The 16,886-nt window shown below is 56.8% G+C and carries 16 protein-coding genes and 1 tRNA gene; 9 read left to right on the top strand and 8 right to left on the bottom strand.

All coding sequences use genetic code 11. The features are described from left to right. On the top strand, positions 1-2,481 hold the full coding sequence (locus KIN_RS18515; RefSeq protein WP_159809883.1) for a DUF3772 domain-containing protein: 2,481 nt from the start codon (positions 1-3) through the stop codon (positions 2,479-2,481). Positions 2,482-2,612: 131 nt separating this feature from the next. Next, positions 2,613-2,702, top strand: a tRNA-Ser gene (locus KIN_RS18510). Between the two features lie 106 nt (positions 2,703-2,808). Here the strand turns inward: KIN_RS18510 and KIN_RS18505 are convergent. Continuing rightward, entirely contained in the window at positions 2,809-3,285 is a 477-nt protein-coding gene (locus KIN_RS18505; protein ID WP_159809881.1) for a MarR family winged helix-turn-helix transcriptional regulator, read from the bottom strand. A 78-nt stretch (positions 3,286-3,363) separates the two neighbouring features. On the opposite strand from KIN_RS18505, the gene KIN_RS18500 reads away from it, so the two are divergent. Next, positions 3,364-3,885, top strand: a complete 522-nt coding sequence (locus KIN_RS18500; protein WP_159809879.1) for a thioesterase family protein — start codon at positions 3,364-3,366, stop codon at positions 3,883-3,885. Positions 3,886-4,251: 366 nt separating this feature from the next. Here the strand turns inward: KIN_RS18500 and rsgA are convergent, their stop codons facing one another. Next, positions 4,252-5,289: a ribosome small subunit-dependent GTPase A gene (gene rsgA / locus KIN_RS18495; RefSeq protein ID WP_159809877.1), complete on the bottom strand. Its 1,038-nt coding sequence runs from the start codon at positions 5,287-5,289 to the stop codon at positions 4,252-4,254. A gap of 291 nt (positions 5,290-5,580) precedes the next feature. On the opposite strand from rsgA, the gene KIN_RS18490 reads away from it, so the two are divergent. Next, entirely contained in the window at positions 5,581-6,906 is a 1,326-nt protein-coding gene (locus KIN_RS18490; protein ID WP_159809875.1) for an alpha/beta hydrolase family protein, read from the top strand. A 62-nt stretch (positions 6,907-6,968) separates the two neighbouring features. On the opposite strand, the gene KIN_RS18485 is transcribed toward KIN_RS18490, so the two are convergent. Then, positions 6,969-7,136 (bottom strand): hypothetical protein, encoded by a 168-nt coding sequence (locus tag KIN_RS18485; RefSeq protein ID WP_159809873.1) that lies wholly within the window; start codon positions 7,134-7,136, stop codon positions 6,969-6,971. 268 nt (positions 7,137-7,404) lie between these two features. Between KIN_RS18485 and KIN_RS18480 the strand changes: the two genes are divergently transcribed. Then, positions 7,405-8,013 (top strand): outer membrane protein, encoded by a 609-nt coding sequence (locus KIN_RS18480; protein ID WP_159809871.1) that lies wholly within the window; start codon positions 7,405-7,407, stop codon positions 8,011-8,013. Positions 8,014-8,098: 85 nt separating this feature from the next. Here the strand turns inward: KIN_RS18480 and KIN_RS18475 are convergent, their stop codons facing one another. The 4 genes from KIN_RS18475 to hpt form a co-directional block, all read right to left on the bottom strand. Continuing rightward, the gene (locus KIN_RS18475) at positions 8,099-9,130 is read right to left on the bottom strand and encodes a TRAP transporter substrate-binding protein (protein WP_159809869.1); all 1,032 of its coding nucleotides are present in this window, start codon (positions 9,128-9,130) and stop codon (positions 8,099-8,101) included. A 137-nt stretch (positions 9,131-9,267) separates the two neighbouring features. After that, the gene (locus tag KIN_RS18470) at positions 9,268-10,257 is read right to left on the bottom strand and encodes an aldo/keto reductase (protein ID WP_174239143.1); all 990 of its coding nucleotides are present in this window, start codon (positions 10,255-10,257) and stop codon (positions 9,268-9,270) included. A gap of 123 nt (positions 10,258-10,380) precedes the next feature. Then, on the bottom strand, positions 10,381-10,794 hold the full coding sequence (locus tag KIN_RS18465) for a DUF6636 domain-containing protein (RefSeq protein WP_159809867.1): 414 nt from the start codon (positions 10,792-10,794) through the stop codon (positions 10,381-10,383). A gap of 275 nt (positions 10,795-11,069) precedes the next feature. After that, positions 11,070-11,609 carry a hypoxanthine phosphoribosyltransferase gene (hpt, locus tag KIN_RS18460; RefSeq protein ID WP_159809865.1) on the bottom strand — a complete coding sequence of 180 codons (540 nt, stop codon included), beginning with the start codon at positions 11,607-11,609 and terminating at the stop codon, positions 11,070-11,072. Between the two features lie 81 nt (positions 11,610-11,690). Between hpt and KIN_RS18455 the strand changes: the two genes are divergently transcribed. After that, positions 11,691-12,155: a type II toxin-antitoxin system RatA family toxin gene (locus KIN_RS18455; RefSeq protein ID WP_159809863.1), complete on the top strand. Its 465-nt coding sequence runs from the start codon at positions 11,691-11,693 to the stop codon at positions 12,153-12,155. A 16-nt stretch (positions 12,156-12,171) separates the two neighbouring features. Here the strand turns inward: KIN_RS18455 and mnmA are convergent, their stop codons facing one another. Next, positions 12,172-13,320: a tRNA 2-thiouridine(34) synthase MnmA gene (gene mnmA / locus KIN_RS18450; RefSeq protein WP_159809861.1), complete on the bottom strand. Its 1,149-nt coding sequence runs from the start codon at positions 13,318-13,320 to the stop codon at positions 12,172-12,174. Positions 13,321-13,470: 150 nt separating this feature from the next. Here mnmA and sciP point away from each other — a divergent pair, with 150 nt between their 5' ends. The 3 genes from sciP (at position 13,471) to ligA (ending at position 16,884) form a co-directional block, all read left to right on the top strand. Further along, positions 13,471-13,770, top strand: a complete 300-nt coding sequence (gene sciP, locus KIN_RS18445) for a CtrA inhibitor SciP (protein WP_159810061.1) — start codon at positions 13,471-13,473, stop codon at positions 13,768-13,770. 72 nt (positions 13,771-13,842) lie between these two features. Further along, complete coding sequence (gene ctrA, locus KIN_RS18440; protein ID WP_159809859.1) at positions 13,843-14,562, top strand: response regulator transcription factor CtrA; 720 nt, start codon at positions 13,843-13,845, stop codon at positions 14,560-14,562. Positions 14,563-14,739: 177 nt separating this feature from the next. After that, positions 14,740-16,884, top strand: a complete 2,145-nt coding sequence (gene ligA, locus KIN_RS18435) for an NAD-dependent DNA ligase LigA (protein WP_159809857.1) — start codon at positions 14,740-14,742, stop codon at positions 16,882-16,884. Positions 16,885-16,886: the final 2 nt, after the last annotated feature.

The raw sequence follows: 16,886 nt of genomic DNA, 5'->3' as shown, positions 1-16,886 counted from the left end.
ATGCGCTACATCAAGGTTCTGTTGCTCTGCGTTTTCAGCGCATTTTGTGTTGCTGCTGTTACGGTGCCGTCCGGCCTTGTCGCGCAGACCTCGCAGACTCAATCCGGGCAGCCGGACTACAATCTCTGGGACCGCGTTGCCAGCCGGGCGGACAACCTGCTTGCGGATGAAAACACCACACTTGAGCAACTGGACAGCCTGTCTTCCGAGTTGTTCGACTGGCGGCAGAAGTTTCTGGCGGCGCAGAGTATCAACTCGGAACGCATCACCACCCTGAGAAATCAGATCGAAACCCTTGGTCCGAAGCCCGCTGAAGGCGAGGCAGAGGAAGCGCCCGAAATTGCTGAACGGCGCAGTGAGTTGAACAGCCAGCTGAATACTTTGCTGACGCCCGTCCGACGTGCGGAAGAGGCTTTTACGCAGGTCAATGGCCTGATCGGCGAAGTTGATGCGCTTTTGATCGAACGTCAGACGAACCGAGTTCTGGAACTGGGTCCATCGCCGCTGATGCCTGCAACATGGAATGACACAGCCAAGGATGTGTCGCGCTTCGTCACCCAAGTGCGTCGGGAAGTGGTGAACAACTTCAATTCGCCGATAAAACGCAAGCAGCTTCATGACAATCTTCCGGTTATTGTTGTTCTTTTGGTTGTCGCAGGCCTTTTGATCCTGAGATCGAATGCGTGGATCGACAAAGGTCTCAACTACCTGCGGAAACGCGAGTCCTCCAGCCGGGCTGGGTACCGGGTTGGTGTATTTTTCATTTCGCTTGTATCGATGGCGCTGCCCATTCTGGGGCTTAGTGGTCTAATCGAGGCCGCAGATCAAAGCATGCTGACATCGCGCGTGGGCGACATGCTTTTGCGCATTCTCTCTGCGACGGTGATTATTCTCTTTGTCAGCCGGTGGCTTGGTCAGCAGGTTTTCCCGGCCGCATTCCCGCCTCGACCTATCTTGAACCTCAGTGCCAGGCTCTTGGGCCGTGGGCGCCGTCTTGCGGTCGCCGCAGGTATTCTGCTGGCGTTGCGGATCGGCATTCGACGGCTCGGGGAAGAGGGGTTCCTGAGCGATGCGGCCATCGCGGTTCTGGGCTTCCCGATTCTTTTGCTGGGGGGCTACGTGCTCTTCCGCTTGGCGCGCCTGATGACATCGGCAAACGAAAAGCTAGCCGAGGTCGAGGATGACGCGGAGGCCGAGGTGAAGGCGGAGGCGCCCGTCGGATTAATCCTGCGGTTCCTGTCACGGGGGACGATCCTTCTGGCGGTTATCGGTCCGCTTCTGGGCCTGATCGGCTATCGCTACGCGGGTAACATGCTTGTCTTCTCTGCGCTGCAGACCGTTGCCTTGGTCGGCCTTGTCGCGGTCCTGCAACGCCTGGCTCGTGACACCTACGCGCTCTTTGTTGGTGATGACCGGCTTGAGGACGGGCTGATCCCTGTGATCCTCAGCTTTGCCCTGACCATACTGGCTACGCCGTTTTTCCTGTTGATTTGGGGCGCGCGCACCACGCAATTGCAAGAGGCATGGACCGTCGTCGCAACAGGGTTCCAGATCGGCAGCACCCGCATTTCGCCAACAGATTTTCTAACTTTCGCGATCATCTTCGCCATTGGCTACATGCTGACCCGCTTCTTACAGGGCGCGCTGAAAACGCAAGTTTTACCGAAGACACGGATCGACACGGGCGGGCGCAATGCGATCATTTCGGGGACGGGCTATGTCGGCATCTTCCTCGCAGCAGTGATCGCAATCACCACGGCTGGGATTGATCTTAGCAGTTTGGCCATTGTCGCGGGTGCACTATCCGTGGGCATTGGTTTTGGTCTGCAAACCATCGTCTCGAACTTCGTGTCGGGCATCATTCTTCTGATCGAGCGTCCGGTCAGCGAGGGGGACTGGATCGAGGTCGGCGGCACCATGGGGGTCGTGAAGGACATTTCAGTCCGGGCCACCCGCATCGAGACCTTTGATCGCCGCGACGTCATCGTGCCCAATGCCGATCTGATTTCGACCTCCGTGACCAACTGGACGAAGGGCAACCTTAGCGGTCGTTTGATTGTACCGGTGGGTGTGGCCTACGGGTCCGACACGCGCAAGGTACAAGAGATTTTGCAAGGGGTTGCCGAAGATCACCCGGTGGTGATCCTGCGCCCACCGCCGTCAGTATTCTTTATCGGGTTCGGTGCGGACTCTCTGGATTTCGAAATCCGTGCAATCTTGCGGGACGTCAACCATACGCTTTCGGCCCAAACCGAGATGCGGCACAACATCGTGAAACGGTTCGAAGAAGAAGGTATCGAGATCCCATTCGCGCAGCGCGATGTCTGGCTGCGAAATCCAGAAGTGCTGCAGCAGGCCGCGCCCCAGCAGGAGCCGCCGGAAGACCCGACCCCGAAAGGCCCGCGGGAAGATCTGGAGTTGTCCGATCCATCCGATGACAGCTCAGACGCTCCAGAAGGGGATGACGCGCCCCAACCGTAAGCTGACCGGTGGTTTGTTTTGAAAGGGTTTGATGAGCAGGCCACAGTCGCGCAAAAACTTTCGCGAAAGGGCCGATCATTCTGTCTGTGCCCTCTTGCCCCCGGACAAAACTTACTGATAGACCCGCCGGCGGAGCGGTGGCCGAGTGGTCGAAGGCGCACGCCTGGAAAGTGTGTAGGCGGGGAACCGTCTCGAGGGTTCGAATCCCTTCCGCTCCGCCACATCCCCCCTGTCTTAGAAAAATTCAGTACGCTCTGTAGGTCGCCTTTGCTGCTTCAGAAGCGGGTTGGCACCGCGGCCAAGCTGACGGTCACTTTTGTTGAAGGCTCAGCTGTCCCTTAAAGTCCTGAGGCGCGCTGTTGCATCCTCCATGCGTGATTTGACGAGTGACAGCTCCTCGTCAGAAAAAGCCTTGGCCATGGCCGTCACAACCTCGCTTTGAATATCAAAGGCCTGACGTGCAAGTATTTGTCCCTTTGGCGTGAGCGATAGGAGCCACGCTCTTTGATCTGTCGCAGACCGGCGCCGGCTGATCAGCCCGTCGGCTTCAAAGCGCGAGATGAGCATGCTGATCCCGCTTTTTGCAGAAAAACACCGATGCGAAAGCTGCTTCTGCGTTAGGTCATCAGACCGCATGAGGTTCATCAGAACTTCGTGTTCGAGCAACGACAGTCCAAGCGGTTCGAGACGTTTTGATAATGTCGCGGTGCATTCGTTGTAGGTTTGCACAACCGCTAGCCACGTCTCTGTTGCAACCGCGGGTGACACATCATCGGTAGGAATAGGGTCGGATGGATGCTTCATACATAGAGTATAAACCGTGCCTTGATTGGTTCAAATATGATCTTTATGGTTCAAAGTTGAACTAGTATGGGGCGCCTAATGAATTTGTATCTGAGGTTAATCTGGACTGTTCTGCGCACATGGTGGCTGCCCAAGCTGTCGATCACCGACGGCTTCGAACGTGAGTTGCGTGTGCTTCCAAACGATATCGACATCAACCTGCACATGAACAACGGCCGCTATTTGACGATCGCAGACCTCATGACCGTTGAATATTTTGCACGAACCGGATTCCTGAAAGCATTGATCAGGAACAGGTGGAAGCCGGTCCTTGGCGGCGCCATCATCACCTATCGGCGACAGTTGAAGCTTGGGCAGAAATACAAAGTGAGCTACCGCTGGACCGGGGCTGACGCCCACTGGAATTATCTCTTCTTTCAGTTCTCTGCGATGGATGGAACACTGTGCGCTACGGGCTATTCCAAGGGCGCGGCCGTATCGCGTAAAGGTCTTGTGACCAACGATCTGTCATTTGAAGCGCTTGGGATCCCCCAACCGGCGACAACCCTACCCAGTGCCGTACAGCATTGGAAAGAGAGCGAAGCCAAGTTGATAGGCTGAGGTCAATCAATGAACTCTGGCATCCATGCGGTATTGGCGTTTAGACGGCCCAAAATGGATCAGCATCTGAAGGCTATCGAGTGGCGGGGCATCATGCATTTTTCTAACGCAGCTCATCAAAACGACACTGCCGAGCACGCAGATCTCTCCTTATGACGGCATAGGACATGTACGCGTCGCAGACCCAGTAAACGGAGCGCGTTTTTTGAGTCATCTTCTCTTGGTGTGGGAATGTCGCGATATGGCTTCTTGTTGTCACGTTTGGCCTGATCGTACTTCGCGCAGGCCCAGTTGAGCACTTCAAATTGACAAACCGCCCGCCCGCGCGCACGACTGCGTTACTGCCAAATCCGCCCATAAAGACCTCTATGGCTTATCCCGTTTTTCTTTCATCGCGGACTTCACTCGTTTGCCGAAGTTTTTGTGGCGGGCTCGTGCCTCGGCAATTGTTTCAGAGTTGTACTGGTCTTCCCGCTGCAACTTCTGCCAGCGGTGAAACCGTTTTTCGTCCAAGTCCCCGGCGGCAACCGCCGCTTGGATTGCGCAGCCGGGTTCTGTCAGGTGCTGGCAGTCCGAGAACTTGCACTGATCCGTGAGACCATCGAAATCGGCGAAGACCTGCGCGATCCCGTCGGCGCTGTTGTCGAGCGGCAAGGACCGCATCCCCGGCGTATCAATGAGCCAACCGCCACAGGTCGTCTGGCGCAAACTGCGGGACGTTGTGGTGTGTCTGCCTTTTGCGTCGTCCTCCCGGATGCCTTGTGTCAAAGCGGTCGCGCCGGTCAGGCCATTCAGGATCGTTGACTTGCCAACACCGGATGATCCCACCAACGCAGCCGTGTCACCGGGCCTGAGCCACGGCGCGAGCGTCGCAAGCTCAGACATGTCACGCGCATCGATTGTCAGGGCGGTTGCGAGAGGTGACAGACGCTCCACCTCTCTGCGGTAGGAGGCGGCATCGTCCGCGAGATCAGCTTTGGTCAGAACGACAAGTGGCAGGGCATCGCTGCTTGCCGCCAGTGCCAGATAGCGTTCAAGCCGGGCGGGATTGAAGTCCGCGTTGCAGGACGTGACAATCATGAGCGTATCGACATTTGCCGCGATAAGTTGTGCCCGCATGTCGTTTCCGGCGGCCTTTCTGCGCACAACGTTACGGCGCGGAACCAGTGTTTTGACCTGTCCCGTTGCGAGATCTGCCAGAACCCAATCGCCCACAGCCAGATCGCCTGTGGTCATACCCGCCGGAAGGGTCAGGCTGGCATCGCCTTCTGCGGTTTTTGCCAGAACACGGTCGCGGTGCACGTCGCTGAGCCGCCCGGGTTGAACGGTTTCGTTGATCTCCGACGTGACGTGAGACGCGAAGGTATCCGACCACCCGAGGTCGGTAAGTGGTGTGTTTGTCATGTGAAGTGCCCTTAAAGACGTAAATGGGCCGACGCCGTGCAGGCGGTCAGCAAAAGTCTCGTGTCGGGCCAGATCAGCGGGCTAGCGCAGATCCGCCCGGGGGAATGTGACATTGGCCATAAGATCCTCCTCGGGCTGCAAATTCAGCACAAGCATAACGCTCTGACGTTCGTTACACAATCACCTGCGGTTGATTGGTGGGCGTGGCGCTGGCCACGTATAGATACACTTACTTGGCAGTCTGGGCATGGACGTTAGGGTCAGGGGAATATCTTGAGATGGGGATCTTCAATGCAACAATTGATCAGGGCGGCGCGCGCTGTCCTTTGCAGTCTTCTGATTGCTCCAACGGGCGCGATGTCTGAAAATCGCATAGATCGACAACTGCCCAATGCGCCCGAGCTTTCGGCGTACGGCGCGTTCCCCGTTGGGGTTCAATCCATCACGCTGACCAATCCAGACCAAATCGACATTCTTGCCATCGACCCGGACGGGCCAAGACCAACGGAACTGCCGCGCTATGATCGCCCGCTGCGGGTGGAGATCTGGTATCCTGCGGCCGAGGGCGCATCTGGCGAGACGGCCCTAAGTGTCTATTTGCGGGATGGGATGACACAAGTGCAGATCGAGGGGCAGGCCGTTCGCGATGCAGCGCCGGGGCAGGGACCCTTTCCGCTGGTTCTGATTTCGCATGGCTATCCTGGCAACCGCTTTCTGCTGTCACATCTGGCCGAAAACATCGCCTCCAAAGGCTATGTTGTTGCGTCCATTGATCATACGGACTCGACCTATCGCACCAAAGCCGCTTTTGGCTCGACGCTGGTCAATCGACCTCTGGATCAGGTGTTCACGTTGAATGAAATGGAGCGGTTATCGAACGAGAGCATTTCGTTTCTCAGCGGTCTTGTGGACACGTCGAACACGGCGTTGATCGGATATTCCATGGGCGGGTACGGGGCCGTTATCGCGATGGGCGGTGGCGTCACTCAAACTGCAACCGACTACAGCTGGGGGGCACCCCACGGTACGCTTTCCGTGCACCAGAGCGGATCCGACACGTTGGCTGCTCTTCGCGATCCGCGCATCAAGACGGCCATTGCATTTGCACCTTGGGGAATGAACCGGGTGTTCTGGGACGCGGAAACGCTGAAGGGCATTACCGCGCCGATGCTCTTTATTGCGGGCTCTGTCGATGATGTGTCCGGGTATGAGACGGGTGTTCGTGCACTCTGGCAGCAGGCGGTGAATGCCGACCGCGCCCTTCTGACATTCGACAATGCGAACCACAATGCGGCCGCACCCATGCCCGCGCCGCAGGAGGCGGACCGGTTTGATGAAGATCTTGGGTTCAATCTGACCGAGCACTATACGGATGCGGTGTGGGATACGGTCCGAATGAACAACATCGCACAGCATTTTGTGACGGCGTGGCTGGGCAGGCATCTGAAGGACGACGCGGAAATGGATCGCTTTCTGGACCTTGTTCCACGCTCCAACGACGGGGCTTGGTCGAAAGAAGAGGACGGTTCAGAAAAACCCGATCACACCCATTGGACCGGCTTTCCAAAGCGGACGGCCAAGGGTTTGAGGTTTGAGACTTTGCCCGCAACGGAGTAGATCCGGCACCGCCGGCTGGCGTTAATGATGCACTGGCAGCATGATGCCGAGGTTGAAACAACTCAAACCGTCTGATCTGGCGAGCAGCAGGCGATGTTTTTAATGCCGGGTTCGCAGGAAATTGCGGATTTCTTGCCTTGGCGCTCGTCCGGCACGCGGTAGGCGATGAAGTCTCCCTCAGAACCCCAGACCTTCAATGCTTGATCGACTTTAACTTTTCCAATCAGCATCTTGCAAGATTTCTCTCAAGTCCTCCCGGGCGGCGCGGAGGGGTCTGGTTCCCGTATTCCCCGTTATCGATTGTTTTCGTTTCGGAAACAAATCTAAGACATCTGGCAAACTGCTAACGGAATGCAGCCGACGCAAAAGACCGCCTATCGCACATCACAGGCGTGATTTGGCCAAGCAGGATGCCGCCATACACGGACCTGTGAGGTTAGAACTGACCCGGTTCGCCCCTACATTTCAGTCATCGAGTATCAGAAGAAAGTGCAAGCTATGAAACGTCAAATTTTGTTCACCACAGCGACCTGCATGATGATTACATCCCCCGTTTGGGCTGGCAGTTTCGAACCAGCGGAGCCCGTACCATCGCCGGTTGTAACGGCACCGGTCGTCGATGCAGCACCGATATATGACTGGACCGGTTTCTCGGTCGGTGCACAGCTGAGCTACGGCGATGTCGAAACGGACGGCGCCGCTGATCTGGACGGGGATGATTTCCTGTACGGGCTCAGAGCCTACTATGATTATGATTTCGGCAACTTCGTAGTTGGTGGTGGTATTCAGTATGACCGGGCCGATATCGATCTCGATGATGTTGCCGCGATCGACTCTGTTCTTCGGATCGGTGCGCGTGTCGGTATCCCTAGCGGCAGGAATTTTTACTACGGCACCGCCGGGTATGCGCGTGCGGACACAGATGACGGAACCTTGTCCGTTGGCTCTTCAGATGGCTATTTCGTCGGCGCCGGCTACGAAGTGTTTCTGACGGAGCAGATCACTGCGGGCGCGGAGTTGCTTTACCATGAGTTCGACGATTTCGACGTGGATGATCTGGAAGCCGAAGCCACGACCCTTGGCTTGTCCGTCAACTACCGCTTCTAGCTAAGACTACGGTCAGGTGGACCTGCATTCGATGTGGATGCAGGTCCATTTTACTCTCTTCAGAGCGTCAGTCAGAAGATACCTCTTATTCCGTCAGACCGATGCGCTTACCGAACGCTTTGTGGCTGTCGACCATGGCTTTTGTTTCCGGCGTCTTCTCGGCCCATTCGGTCCATGCGTTCTGGGCAGCCGCACGGAACGCAGATCTGTCCTCGGCGGACCAGTCATAGATCGTTACGCCCTCTGCTGGCAGTTCCGCCAAGGCTTCCCCGTTTTCCACCAAGGTCAGCATGATCAAATCCATCGCCAGCACCTTTTCGGCCGCGGTAATGATTGCCCGCTGCTGATCGGTCATCCCCTCCCATACATCGGTGCGGCAGGCCAGATGATCCGAGGACATCGAATGGAAGCCGGGATAGGTCGTGTGTTTGGCGATGTCGTAGATGCCCAACCCCCGGTTCACCGCAAGGGTTGAGGCGTCGGCCCCGTCGATAATGCCCGTTTCGAGCGCTGTGAAGATCTCGGTGAAATCCATCACGATGGGCTTCGCCCCGAGAGATGCGAAAATCTCGGATTCCATCCCGGGCGGCGAGCGAAACTTGAACTCTTTCAGATCGTCCGGTCCAGCCAGCGGGTGGGTCGAATTCAGGGACTCCTGACCGCCCACATGTGCGCCGACAAACGTCATGCCAAGTGCATTGTAAAGCTCATTGATCTGTTCTTTTCCGCCTCCGAAATTGACCCATGCTTGATACTGGATCGGTGTGTCGTATCCGCCCATTGTGTCTGCCACGAACTGGAACGCAGGGTTCTTTCCGGTCTGATAGCTGCCGTTCGTCATGTCGCAGTCCAGAATGCCAGACGCTGCGGCGTCGAAAGTCTCCACCGATTTCACGACCGACGCGGAATAGAACATTTCGATCTGGATTTCGCCGTTGGACATGGTTTCAACATTTTCGACGAATTCAGCAATCAGACGTCCAGACGTGGATTCCGGGGCTTGGTGGTTCTGGATACGAAGTTGCACCGTGTGGCCCTCGGCAAATGCCGGTGCCGTCAAGGCGCTGAGGGTGATGGCTGTGGTCGCAGAGATGAGGGTCTTCGCTGGTCTACGCATGTGGTCCTCCCTTTTTGCGCGGTGCACGTCCGGCTGGCCCGGATCTTTGCGTGCGTTACGGGAGGATGAAACGGGATCCGGGCCAATTTGTCACGACAATCCGCCCGGACCCCTTTCATTGTTGCGTCCTGCATGGGCTATTTCGCCCGTGCTGCGTCCTCGTCCGGACTGCGCGTAATCAGGGTTTCAATCTCGGCCATGATGGATGCGGGCAGGGGACCGTGATCCAACGCGCTCGCGTTGTCCGTGATCTGCGCCACTGTCCGCGCGCCGGGCACCGGAACGTTTTGGCCTGACTTCGCCCAAAGCCAACACAGCGCCCCTTGCGGCACGGTGCGCCCACCGGTTTGCAAGAGTTCGCGGATCGCATCCACCCGGGCGAGGTATTCCGGGTTGATCTTGCCGTCCTGGAAGAAGGTCTTCCACGCCTGATCGGTGGACCTGATGTCGTCTGCCTGCATTTTCGTGCTGCTGTCGAACTTCCCTGTGAGAACACCCATCCCGAGCGGGGACCGGATGATCGCCGCCAGATCATGCTGTTCAATTACGCCCTGAATGGTCGGCACGTCGAGAAACACATTCATCGCGTGCTCGACGGCGGTGAAACCCGGGCGGTCCGCGAGGGCCTCAACACTTTTGGGAAAGTCTGTGCTCCACCCGTAGCTGCGTATGAGCCCGTCCTGCCGCGCGGATTCCATCGCATCAAAGAGCGGGGTCGCCACGTCCAGCGTCAACTCGTTCACATGCAACAGGAGGACATCAATGCGGTCCCGCCGCAATCTTTTGAGACAGCGCTCGATCGCAGGCCTGACATGGGTCGGGTCGAGATCCTCGCCCGTGAGCTGCTTTGACTGTTCGTCGAATGCCAGCCCGATTTTGGTAATGATGATGGCGTCGGGATGATCGGCTAGTGCTTCGCCCATCAACCGTTCCGCATGACCCGCGCCATAGACCGCCGCAGTATCGAAAAGCTGAATGCCTGCGTCCAGCGCCGCATGGATCGTCCGAATGGATTCGCTATCTTCGGCGTTTGCATAACCTAACGGCTGCGCGCCTCGATAGAACGGCCCACCAATCGGCCAACACCCCATACCAAGGGGCGCTATGTCGGTTCCAAGAAATTTCATGAGATCACCTGTGCTTGCTTATGCACTCAGGCTGTCAGCAAAATATGTTTTCATCCATGAAAGTTAACGTAAGTGTGTTTTCAATAATGAAATTTGGGGCAAATATCACCCGACATCCCCCGCTCAAAATACCCGCTGGTCCCGCCGTGACAGGAAGAACCCGTGGCCATCGCGGTTGATGCATTCCAAGCCGCTTCGGGACGATCCGCAAACAAAGCCGCTGAATTCTCGGGTGGTGCCGTATTCAGCGGTTTCCTCTGCCGTGCCCGCTGTCATTGAACTGCCCTCGTCACACAGCATCGTGACGGGGCCGCTGTCGCGCATGAAAAACGTGTGACCCCAATCTGCATCGCAGCTGCTTGGACGGGGTTGGGCGGGAGGATTGAACCGGTTGATGATGGTGCATTCGAGATCGGCAAAGTTTACTTCCTGATCCACGGTACACTGAATGTTCCGTGACGGCGTCTGAAACGACGACACATCCGCAAAAGCTGCGGTTAGGGAAAGAATATAAACGGAGGCAGCAAATCTGAGCATCAAAACCCTTTCGCCATGCGTTCTCGTGCAGGATTCATAGCGCATAAGAATAGGGTGCAAGGTATACGGCGGCCAGTCAGGTTCAGACGTCAGAAGATCACGTCTTCGCTATCTGACGCGCGCTCGCTCGGTCTTCGCCCAGTCCGGCCAGCCAATGTAGTGCTCGATCAGCCCAATGGCGATACAGGCTGCAAGTATCACCAGAAAGAGCTTCACTTGTTTCTCCGAGGGTGGGTTTTGCGCCCATCTCTTTGCCCTCAGAAGCCAGCGAAAGTTCATTCCGTAAACCGAACCTTACCGATGTAGGGCAGGTTCCGGTCGCGTTGTCCGTAGTCGATCCCGTAACCCACGACAAATTCATCGGGAATTTCGAACCCTGTCCAAGTCGCCTTGATATCCACTTCGCGCCGGGTTGGTTTGTCGAGCAAGGCAACGGTTTCAATGCGCGCGGGCTCCCGCCCGGCCAACAGCCTGATCACGTGGCTTAGGGTGAACCCGGTGTCGACGATGTCTTCGACGACCAATACGTCGCGACCTGCGATCTCGCCGCGCAAATCCTTAAGAATACGGACCTCCCGCGAACTTTCCGTGCTGTCACCGTAGCTGGAGGCCTCAAGAAAATCGACCTCGACGGGCAGATCCAGTTCGCGCACAAGATCAGCAATGAAAACAAAAGACCCCCGCAAAAGGCCGACGATCACCAGCTTATCCGTGCCTTCGAAATGGTCGTGAATTTCCCGAGCGAGGACCTCAATTCGGGCAGCGATGGACTTGGCCGAGATCATCTTGTCGATGACATAGGGCGGGTGAGACATGAAACCCCCTTGTCTTTTCGGTGTTATCCTACGAAATCGCTTCCCAGATCAATCAAACAACACCTGCCGGACAAAGACCGAATGCCAAAGCACGCCGAAACCCGCTCTATGCCCTATACCGCGCAGCAGATGTACGATCTTGTGGCGGATGTCGCCGCATATCCAGAGTTCTTGCCATGGTGTGCCGCGGCGCGCATCCGGTCCCGCGACCAAAAAGAACATTGCGAGGTGATGCTGGCCGATCTCGTGATCGCGTTCAAAGTTTTCCGGGAACGCTTTGGCAGCCGGGTGACGCTGTTTGCAGATGAGCTGAAGATCGACACCGAGTATCTGGACGGTCCGTTCAAATATCTTGTCAGCACATGGCGGTTCGAGGACACGGCAAGCGGGTGCGATGTGTCCTTCGACGTTGATTTCGAATTCAAAAGCCGGATGCTGCAAGGCGTGATCGGCCTGGTGTTCAACGAAGCCATGCAGCGGGTCGTTCGCGCATTTGAAAAACGCGCCGTGGCGCTGTACGGCGGCCCGGCGAGCGCAACCGCCTGAGGCGTCTGGCGCAGAATTAGTATCCGCGCCATATCCAGCCGCCGCCGAAGATCCGCGTGCTGTCGTCGTCGTAGAACACACAAGCCTGTCCCGGGGACACGCCTTCTTCCGGCGTCAGCAATTCGACCTCCGCCTCCGTTGCCGAGAGCGGGCGAATAATTGCAGAGGCGGGGGGGCGTGTGGACCGAACCTTCACCCCCACATGCCACTCGGACTGGCTGTCGAACGGGGCATCGCCCAGCCAGTTGATTTCGCGCACGGGGATCTTGCGCGTCGCCAAAGCTTCTTTCGGGCCGACGATCACATGCCGCTTGTCCACGTCCAGTTTCACAACGTAAAGCGGCGTGGACAATCCGCCGATCCCCAGGCCGCGCCGTTGACCAATCGTGTAGTGGATCACACCCTCATGTTGGCCTAAAACGGTGCCACCCATATCAACGATTTCACCGGGCTCCCCCGCGCCCGGCCGCAGCTTCTCGATCACCGCAGCGTAGTTGCCATTCGGGACGAAGCAGATGTCCTGGCTATCGGGTTTATCCGCGACCGGCAGTCCAAACTTGAGCGCCAAAGCGCGTGTTTCGGACTTTGATTGCAGATGCCCCAACGGGAACCGCAGGTAGTCCAGTTGTTCAGGCGTCGTGGAAAACAGAAAGTAGCTCTGGTCCCGCGCTGCGTCAGCCGCGGAATGAAGCTCAGATCCAAACTTGCCGGATTTGCGCTGGATGTAGTGCCCGGTCGCCATGCAATCGGCGTCCAGATCCTTTGCCGTTTCCAGCAGGTCCTTGAATTTAACGCGCTCATTACAGCGGATACACGGCACGGGCGTCGCACCAGCAAGGTAGCTGTCCGCAAATTCATCAATCACGGCTTCTTTGAAGGTGTTCTCGTAGTCCAGCACGTAATGCGGGAAGCCCATCTCCTCGGCCACGCGTCGTGCATCATGAATATCGCGTCCTGCACAACAGGCACCTTTCTTGGCCAGGGCCGCACCGTGGTCATAAAGCTGCAATGTGACGCCCACGACGTCGTAGCCCTCGTCCGCCAGTTGGGCTGCTACGACCGAGCTGTCCACACCGCCGGACATGGCCACGACCACGCGCGTCTCGGACGGCGCTTTCGCGAAACCGAGCGAGTTGAGTTGTCCTGTTGTCCAATCGAGCGCCATCGGCGGGTCTCCGAGCGGGTGAGTTTCAGATTTGAGCGAGTTCCTGCGAAATATAGGAAAATCTTATCTACTCACAAGAACCAGCTTCATGCCTCTTTAAACTTGGATGTGCAAACACTCAGCGAACACAGAAAAAGATGGAATGATCGCATGTATCTTAAGCGTCAAGCTGGCCCGCATTTGGTAGAATTGCCCGATGGCACGACGATGACCCGCGCTGATTTGCCAGATCCCTCGACCCGTCGCTGGGTCGCCAGCCGAAAAGCTGCGGTCGTAAGAGGCGTAGATGCGGGACTTTTAACAAAAAAAGAAGCGTGCGATCTTTATAACCTGTCAGAGGAAGAGCTAAGCTCCTGGCGGACGGCCGTCTCGGTATTTGGGGAGAACGCGCTGAAGACGACTGCATTACAAAAATATAGGCAACCAGAACCCTTAGAGAGCAAACACTAACGCCGGTAACTTTGAATTAACCTTTTCGTATTTAAAGTTTGTTTACATGAGGGGCAGACCGGAGAGATTAAGATGCGCGTATTACTCGTGGAGGACGACCCGACAACAGCAAAATCAATTGCGATGATGCTGACCCATGCGAACCTGAACGTCTATACAACCGATTTGGGTGAGGAGGGGATCGACCTCGCCAAGCTCTACGACTACGATCTCATTTTACTCGATCTGAATCTGCCTGACATGACGGGCCACGAGGTTTTGCGCCAGCTCAGGCTGGCCCGTATCGAAACCCCCATTCTGATCCTGACGGGTGCCGACGACACCGAAAGTAAGCTTAAAGGCTTTGGTTTTGGTGCAGACGATTACCTGACAAAACCTTTCCATCGCGAAGAACTGGTCGCCCGCATTCACGCCATTATCCGCCGCTCCAAGGGTCATTCCCAGTCGATCATCAAGACAGGTAACATCGCAGTGAACCTTGATGCCAAAACGGTGGATGTGGACGGGACGCCCGTTCATCTGACCGGCAAAGAGTACCAGATGCTGGAGCTTCTGAGCCTTCGCAAAGGGACGACGCTCACGAAAGAGATGTTTCTGAACCATCTGTACGGTGGAATGGACGAGCCGGAACTCAAGATTATCGATGTTTTCATCTGCAAGCTCCGCAAAAAGCTTGCGACAGCAACAGGTGGCGAAAGCCATATCGAGACAGTATGGGGCCGTGGCTATGTTCTGCGCGATCCTCAGCCAGCGACTGCAGACGATACACAGCGTGTCGCGATAGGCGCTTGATCTGACGAACCTATGACCTGCCGGAGAGCAGGCAGAGCGCATAGAAGGCGGCCTGATTGTGGCCGCCTTTTTTTGTTGAGCCAGCCATTCGCTCACTCTGGACGCCTTGGCCGTGGCGCACTATCCCTCTAGATAGTCTGCCCTGACAAGGCGGATTGATCTGGGGGTTTTCCTGCAATGCCAAACGATACTGCGAGCTTCGACACGGTGTCGGTCGACAGTTTGACCGAACGCCAAGCCAAAGCTGAACTTGCCAGACTCGCAGAGCTTCTAAGTGACGCGAACCGAGCCTACCACACAGAAGACCAACCAGATCTGAGCGATGCGACCTACGACCTGCTCAAGCGGCGCAATGCTGAAATTGAAGCGCGATTTCCGGATCTGAAACGCGACGACAGCCCCTCCGATGCGGTAGGTGGACCGGTTGCGGAGGGATTCTCTAAGATAGCTCATGAGCAGCGTATGCTGTCGCTCGGAAACGCGTTCGACACCAATGATGTCGTCGAGTTTGACGCTCGTATTCGGAAGTATCTCGGGCTTTCTGCAGAGGACGAACTTGATTATACCGCCGAGCCGAAAATTGACGGTTTGTCTCTGTCTCTGCGCTACGAGCAGGGCAAACTGATTTATGCGGCCACCCGGGGCGATGGTCAGATTGGTGAGAATGTCACAGCCAATGCACGCACCATCAACGATATTCCGCAAACTCTGGACGGCGCGCCGGATGTTCTGGAAGTACGCGGTGAAGTGTATATGTCCCACGCCGACTTCGCCGCGCTCAATGTTGCGCAAGAAGAGCGTGGCCAAAAACCGTTTGCCAACCCGCGTAACGCCGCTGCGGGTTCACTCAGGCAACTGGATTCCGAGATCACCAAGTCCCGCCCGCTTCGGTTCTTTGCTTACGCGTGGGGCATATTGAGCAGCCCGCTGGCCGAGACCCAAAAGGGTGCGCTTGATCGTTTGAAGGCCCTTGGTTTCTGCACCAATCCGATGACGGCGCTGTGCAACGGTCCCGACGCCTTGATCGCCCATTACAAAAAGATCGAGGAAGAGCGCGCAACGCTGGGGTATGACATCGATGGTGTGGTCTACAAGGTCGATGATTTGTCCTACCAGCGACGGCTCGGCATGCGCTCCACAACGCCAAGATGGGCAATCGCTCATAAATTTGCGGCAGAGCTTGCGTGGACATGGCTTGAGGCAATCGACATCCAGGTCGGACGAACCGGTGCCTTGTCGCCCGTCGCTCGCCTGACCCCGGTCACTGTCGGTGGTGTGGTCGTGTCAAATGCGACCCTGCACAACGAAGACTATATTGCGGGACGCGACGCGAAGGGCCAATCTATTCGGGACGGTAAGGACATTCGCGAAGGAGACTTCGTGCAAATCTATCGCGCGGGCGATGTGATCCCGAAAGTGGCTGACGTTGATCTGGAAAAGCGACCCGCCACAGCAAAACCTTATCTATTCCCGAAGGCGTGTCCGGAATGCGCCTCCGACGCCGTACGGGAACCGGGGGACGCGGTGCGGCGCTGCGTTGGCGGTCTGATATGCCCGGCGCAAGCCGTTGAAAAGATGAAGCATTTTGTCAGTCGAGCGGCGTTTGATATCGATGGTCTGGGCGCCAAACAGGTTGAGATGTTTTACGACGACGCCGATCTGCCGATCCGCGAGCCGGCCGATATCTTTACATTGCGCAACCGCGACGCAGCCAATCTTACAAAGCTGAAAAATCGCTTGGGCTGGGGCGAGAAGTCTGCCGAAAACCTGTTTGACGCAATTGACGAGCGACGGGCCATCCCGCTCAATCGTCTGATTTTCGCGCTTGGTATCCGCCATGTCGGTGAAAGCGCGGCGCAACTTCTTGCGGTCAACTACGGCAACTGGGACGCATTTTTGCATGCAGTCGAGAATGCTTCGTCGCTTGAGGGTCCAGAGTGGGACGGTCTCTTGGCAATCGACGGGGTTGGGGCGGTCATGGCACGGTCACTTGTTGAAAGTTTCGCTCAAGAGGCTGAACGCGCATCAATCGATAGGCTCGTGGGGCACCTCACGGTCGAGGATGTGAAAGCAAATGTTGCGGCTGACAGCCCCGTGGCGGGCAAAACCGTCGTGTTCACGGGAACACTGGAAAAGATGACGCGATCCGAGGCGAAGGCACGGGCCGAGGCGCTTGGCGCAAAGGTGTCAGGCTCGGTTTCTGCCAAGACGGATCTTGTCGTTGCCGGTCCGGGCGCAGGATCCAAGGCGAAAAAAGCCGCGGACCTAGGCCTTGAGATGATTGACGAAGATGGCTGGATCGCACTGATCGGATCGGCCTGATC

It is taken from the genome of Litoreibacter roseus (assembly GCF_009811795.1).
GTDB classification, from domain to species: Bacteria; Pseudomonadota; Alphaproteobacteria; order Rhodobacterales; family Rhodobacteraceae; genus Litoreibacter; species Litoreibacter roseus.
Note: the sequence above shows the minus strand (reverse complement) of the source record. Positions and strands in the feature narration are given on the sequence as shown.

What these genes read in the sequence shown, in the direction of transcription:
- KIN_RS18515 (WP_159809883.1), top strand. Translation starts at nt 1, where the DNA reads ATGCGCTACATCAAGGTTCTGTTGCTCTGCGTTTTCAGCGCATTTTGT.
- KIN_RS18505 (WP_159809881.1), bottom strand. Translation starts at nt 3,285, where the DNA reads ATGAAGCATCCATCCGACCCTATTCCTACCGATGATGTGTCACCCGCG.
- KIN_RS18500 (WP_159809879.1), top strand. Translation starts at nt 3,364, where the DNA reads ATGAATTTGTATCTGAGGTTAATCTGGACTGTTCTGCGCACATGGTGG.
- rsgA (WP_159809877.1), bottom strand. Translation starts at nt 5,289, where the DNA reads ATGACAAACACACCACTTACCGACCTCGGGTGGTCGGATACCTTCGCG.
- KIN_RS18490 (WP_159809875.1), top strand. Translation starts at nt 5,581, where the DNA reads ATGCAACAATTGATCAGGGCGGCGCGCGCTGTCCTTTGCAGTCTTCTG.
- KIN_RS18485 (WP_159809873.1), bottom strand. Translation starts at nt 7,136, where the DNA reads ATGCTGATTGGAAAAGTTAAAGTCGATCAAGCATTGAAGGTCTGGGGT.
- KIN_RS18480 (WP_159809871.1), top strand. Translation starts at nt 7,405, where the DNA reads ATGAAACGTCAAATTTTGTTCACCACAGCGACCTGCATGATGATTACA.
- KIN_RS18475 (WP_159809869.1), bottom strand. Translation starts at nt 9,130, where the DNA reads ATGCGTAGACCAGCGAAGACCCTCATCTCTGCGACCACAGCCATCACC.
- KIN_RS18470 (WP_174239143.1), bottom strand. Translation starts at nt 10,257, where the DNA reads ATGAAATTTCTTGGAACCGACATAGCGCCCCTTGGTATGGGGTGTTGG.
- KIN_RS18465 (WP_159809867.1), bottom strand. Translation starts at nt 10,794, where the DNA reads ATGCTCAGATTTGCTGCCTCCGTTTATATTCTTTCCCTAACCGCAGCT.
- hpt (WP_159809865.1), bottom strand. Translation starts at nt 11,609, where the DNA reads ATGTCTCACCCGCCCTATGTCATCGACAAGATGATCTCGGCCAAGTCC.
- KIN_RS18455 (WP_159809863.1), top strand. Translation starts at nt 11,691, where the DNA reads ATGCCAAAGCACGCCGAAACCCGCTCTATGCCCTATACCGCGCAGCAG.
- mnmA (WP_159809861.1), bottom strand. Translation starts at nt 13,320, where the DNA reads ATGGCGCTCGATTGGACAACAGGACAACTCAACTCGCTCGGTTTCGCG.
- sciP (WP_159810061.1), top strand. Translation starts at nt 13,471, where the DNA reads ATGTATCTTAAGCGTCAAGCTGGCCCGCATTTGGTAGAATTGCCCGAT.
- ctrA (WP_159809859.1), top strand. Translation starts at nt 13,843, where the DNA reads ATGCGCGTATTACTCGTGGAGGACGACCCGACAACAGCAAAATCAATT.
- ligA (WP_159809857.1), top strand. Translation starts at nt 14,740, where the DNA reads ATGCCAAACGATACTGCGAGCTTCGACACGGTGTCGGTCGACAGTTTG.